General features: G+C 30.3%; 3 protein-coding genes. 2 read left to right on the top strand and 1 reads right to left on the bottom strand.

The window, feature by feature from the left end:
• A partial coding sequence (locus CI949_RS15945; protein WP_290768104.1) for a hypothetical protein occupies nt 1–609 on the bottom strand: 609 nt, incomplete at its 3' end.
• A 333-nt stretch (nt 610–942) separates the two neighbouring features.
• Between CI949_RS15945 and CI949_RS15940 the strand changes: the two genes are divergently transcribed.
• Together CI949_RS15940 and CI949_RS15935 are read left to right on the top strand one after the other, a co-directional pair.
• A complete protein-coding gene (locus CI949_RS15940) occupies nt 943–3,600 on the top strand; it encodes a hypothetical protein (protein ID WP_290768102.1) in 2,658 nt (885 codons plus the stop codon).
• Nucleotides 3,601–3,649: 49 nt separating this feature from the next.
• Nucleotides 3,650–5,578, top strand: a 1,929-nt coding sequence (locus tag CI949_RS15935) for a hypothetical protein (RefSeq protein ID WP_290768100.1), incomplete at its 3' end; no start/stop codon positions are given.

Here is a 5,578-nt window from a genome sequence, read left to right as displayed (position 1 = left end):
ATAGAGTGAATTAATTATATTTTCTTTAGACGGTAGGATAGTTTGATGAGGAATACCCAGGTGATATAAGGATTCACTAATTTCAGGCATTCGTGAAAAAACATAGTCAATTTTATTTTTGTCCCACAATTTTTTTATTTCATCAATAGTTCCTCGATGAATTTGTTTTAAGTCAGATTCACTAAATTTATTAATGTCTAAAGCCAACATACTATTATTAAATGGCATTTGCTCAGATCTGATAAAGTTTTTTAGACCAATAAAATTATTTATTTCTCCTATAAAATCAAAATATAACCTAGATAAATCTTTAGAAGGGTTTTGGAGTAAATAATTAATTATTTTTCCATAGACATAACTATCATCTAAATCAATATAATCATTTGGGACCTCAATTCTTTTTAGATTATGATTTAAATAAACATAGAGAAGTATTCCACTTAATAATAAATAATCCCACTGCTTAATATTATTTCTATAAATTTCAATTATCTCTGGTAAAGAATCATAACTGTAAGTGCTGACTTTAAAATCAAAATCCAGATCTCCAATAATATTTTTAATGTTATTTATTGATTTTTTAGGTCCAATAACTCCGATATTAAACAAAAAATCCCCCCTTTAAATTTCATTAAGATTTTCGGCTATTCTTACTGCTTAATCTCTATTACACCAATGATTACTATCCTGTCTGCCTTTTCCTCTCCAAGTCCCGCTGGCTGAGAATCTTCTTTATTATTTCATCGTTATAAAAAGTATATCTGATTTAAGCAGTAATGGTCAAGTAATAATTTATAATAAAAAAAGCTTGAATTACTAAAAAAAGGCTGGTATAATTTTATTTAAAGACATAAATATTTAATGTTTTTTTTATTTAATGATAATAATAGTTACTATTATTATTAAATAATTTAGTCAAAATAATAGATTGGAGATGAAAAAATGAAAAAAGAAATGAGTTTTCTGCTCGTGTTAATTATGATTTTTATTTTTTCTTCATCATTGACTGCAGCTGAAAAAGTAACGAAAGAAGATAACTTTTATGAGAGTGATTTTTTTGTAGGGTTTGCTGAATTATTTTTTGGTGAAAATAACCTAACAGGTAATATAGAACTAATTGAAGACAGTGATACGTTTGAAGAAAATGTAGATATGGGAAGAGTTAATTTTTATTTGCGCGGGAAAATAAAGGGTAAATATTTAATTACCGCCTGGCTGGATACAGAAGAAGAAAGTTTAGATGAAATTTTTAAAAATTTAGATGAAAGAAAACAAAATACTCCATTTGAAAAAATAGATGCTGAAAAATATTATCCGGTCTATGGTGATGATTCACAGGTAGTTTCTGAAACCAATACAGCCGGAAAATTATATTTGAAATTAGAATCAGAAGAATTAAATGCTATCTGGGGTAATTATAAATTGAATTATGACAATAATAAGCTGATAAATTTAAGAAAAAATATTTATGGTGCAAATATAGATTATGATAATGGATTTGATTTTAATACATTTTGGTATCAGCCTTTTTCAACTCAGACCAGAGATGAATTAGAGCTGACAGGTGGTATTTTATATTATTTACGCCAGGATGATTTAATTGCCGGCAGTGAAGACATAAAGCTTGAACTTAGAGATTCCAGTACAGATCGAGTTTTAGAAAGCAGAAATTTAGTAGCTGGAGAAGATTATGAGATTAATTATCTGCAGGGAAGAATTACTTTAAAATCAAAGCTTAATCTATTTGATGATCAAAGTTTGATAGATGATCAGGATGGTTCAGATAAATATTATATGGTAGTTGACTATCAATATGACTATTTAAGCAGTGATATTGATCAGAACAATTATGGTCTGCAGACAAAATATGATTTGACAGATCAATTATATTTAGGAGCTAATTACATAGAAGAGAGCAGAGAAGATTCAGATAAATATAAGATTTATGGTTTGAATTTAGTTTATCAAAATCCAGAAAGTACAGAATTTAGAATTGATTATGCTGAATCAGAAAATATAACTGCAGAAAAATATTTTTCTGATGATGGTGGTATAACATATAGAAAAATAAATCTTAATAATGATGATCAGGCTCAGGCCTGGAATTTTGAATACTCTAAAGTTTTGACTGCAGCAGAGAATTTAGAATTTAATACATTCTATTCCAATAAAGAAGCTGGTTTTAACAGCGGCAGTCAATACTTAGAAAAAGATAAAGAAAATTATGGCTTGGCTTTAATTCAGGAAAAAGAAAGAAAAGAAAATGAATTTTCTTATGAAAAAGATATAAGTGGAGAAAATGAAACAGATATCTATAATTTAAGATTCTGGAGGAAGCAGACAGAGCAGAGAAGTTATGAACTCGAATTAGAAAACAAAGTAAAAAAAGAAGCAGATAAAGAAGATGAAAAAACTTTAAATGCTGCTTTAGGTTTTGACCATCAATTTGATAGTGGAAATAAAATTTATGGAAGTCAACAGTTTACTTTAGATAAAAGTGAGGAAGCTGAAAGAAATAATATAACAACACTTGGGGGAGAAATCAAAAGAGAAAAATGGCGCTACAGTGCTGAAGCCAGTGCTGGTGATCAAGAAAATATCCTGCTGGGAGCCGGATATATGCTAAATCCGGACAGTGAAATTTACACCAATTATGAAAGAGAATTTGGTGATGATTTTTCAACTGAAACCACTTTTGGTGCCAACACTGCCGTTAGCGATAAAACCACTATTACAGCTGAACACCGAATAGTTGATGATGAGGACGAAAATAAGCAGAGTAATGTTATTGGTCTCGATTATCTAGCATCTAATAACTTAACTCTTTCTTTTGACTATACCCGCAGTGATGTAGAAAAAGCTGACTCTGAAGACTTTAAACGCGATATAGTTGGTGGAGCTTTAACTTATACAGAAAATAACTTTAGAAGTTCAAACAGAATTGAATACAGAGTTGACGATAAAAGCGAAAAATTTGAACAGCTGGTCTTAAAATCTAATTCAAGGTGGAAATATAATGAGGAATTTAATTATCTATCTGAAATAGAATATTCAAAAGAAAAAGAGGATGGAGAAGATCGCTTTTTTGAAGGTACAATTGGCATGGCTTACAGACCGATTAATAATACCAAATTAAATTACTTATTTAAATACACCTATTTAGATCAAAAAAATTATTTAAATTTAGACACGGGCCGAGAACTTGGTGATTATGCGGCAGAAAAATCTCAGATTTTGGCTCTGGATTTAATTTATGATTTAAATAAAAAGTGGCAGTTAACTGAAAAAATAGCTTATAAAAACTCTGAAGTTAAATTAAATAGTATTAATGACAGCTGGGCTAGAAGTGAAACCTACCTTTGGGCCAATAAAATAGATTATGCGTTAAGAGAAGATCTCAATCTTTTTGCAGAATATAGAATCTTAGAAAACAAATTAGCAGCTGATAGAAGAGATGGATTTCTACTGGGGGCATATAAAGGCTTTAATAACAACACTAAAGTGGGGATCGGATATAATTTTACTGACTTTAATGATGATTTAACTAATTTAAGTTATGAAGCAAAAGGTTGGTTTATTAACTTAATTAAAGCCTGGTAGAATATAAACTTTGAATATATAAAATAGTTTAAGAAAGAGGGGAAAAGTAATGAAAATTAATAGTAAAAATATATTAACTATTTTAATAACATTGATCATGATTTTAAGTTTGGGAGCAGCAGTTATGGCCCAGGATGATATAACAATTGAGCAGACTATTCCTGCTGAAATTTATCCGAATGATGAAGTTGGACAGAATTATACAGCAGAAATAATCAATAATACTGTTTCGGCAGCTGGTGATCTAGAGCTTGTATTAAACCTGCCAGATGGTTTTAGACTTAGTAAGAGTCAGATAAATGAGATAAAAATTGTTGATGAAAATAATAATGAATCAATAATATCAAGTAGTGATTATAATTTTAGTGAAAATGTTAATACATACACAATAACACCTGTAGAAGAGGGAGTTGTATTAGATGCTGGATCAAGTATTGTAATGGATTATAATCTTTCAACTGATGCCAGTTTAGATAATCAGAATAAAGATCTTGGGATAACTTTTAATTATCTTGATCAAGCTGATAGCAGTCTTACTAAAACAGATACAGAAACTCTTGATGAAAAAATATTATTTGGAGAACTAGATATTGATTTAGATCTAGCACCACAACCTATGCATAGAGGTGGGGAATTTACAGTTACAGCTACAGTTACTAATGTAGGTGAAGGTAAGCTGTTTGATACAACTTTAACACCTAATCAGAGTGCTGGTTTTAGTGATCCTTCATTTACTAGTGAAGAAGATTCTATATCCGGGTTAGGATCTGGTGATTCTTATACATTTGAGTACAATTATACTGTTGTTGATAATGATAATTTTGAAACTTTAGAGCTTACAGCTAAAAATCCTGCAACTGAGATTCCGGATGTAACTGAATCAGCTAACTTTAGATTTAATCCGCGTAAACCTTTCATAGATATAGAGCCTCTAACTGATCCAGCAACAATTGACTTTGATACTTCAAATTTAATTGAAATTAAGGTTACAAATACTACTGCTGGTGAAGGACCTGCTAGAGGCATAGAAATTAAATCAAATATTCCTGCTGAGTATGATGTGATAAATCTTACAGATGGTTGGTCATATAATGCTGGAGTTTTTACTTATGATGATGGTGACTTTCCTTCTGGTGATGATGTCAATTATTCAGAAACTCTGTCTTTTAATTTGCAGACAGATGATCCTTTAAACCAAAATGAAAGTGGAACAATAACTTTACAGGCGGAATATACAGATGATGAGGATAATCCTTACAGCAGACCATTTGAGACTTTTAATTATAATGTTACAGGAATACCAACTCTTAACATTAAAAGTTCAGCTGATACTACAGCTAGTCACACTGATACTGATCGGATGTATTTAGGAGAAGAAATATCATATACTTACACTGTTTCCTTAACTGAATTTGATAGATTTACTAATGATGATATTGTGGTTGAATTAACTAATTTTGATGATACTCGATTAAGTTATTTAAGCTATAATGCTGATGGTATTGGAACATTTGATCCTACAACAAAAACTTGGACTCTTACTCCTTCTGATTTAAACGGACAGGATCGAAGTATAACTATTGATTTTAAGATAACTGATGATAAAACTAAAGCAAAGGATACTGTTTTAACTGAGGCAGAGGTAAGTGGGAATTTGAAGCTTGCTGATAATACTGAAATACCTATAGCTGATAACACATCTAATTCATTTTATCTGCAGAGCAGGTATAATGAAGTTGATTTGAATCAGCAGACTAAAGAAATAGTTAATCTGCCGAATGAGGGTAGTTTTGATTATACAAAAACTGATAACAAACATAGAGTGATCTATGAAGTTAGTTATAGTTTTGGTGGTTCTTCTGCGGGTACATGGACAGGAAGCACCATAAGTGATGATATGGATAATGGTCAGATTTATAATGATACAGATGGTTTTATTCAATATTCAATTGATGGTGGTTCGACATGGGATGATGTT

It is taken from the genome of Halanaerobium sp. (assembly GCF_003070835.1).
Note: the sequence above shows the minus strand (reverse complement) of the source record. Positions and strands in the feature narration are given on the sequence as shown.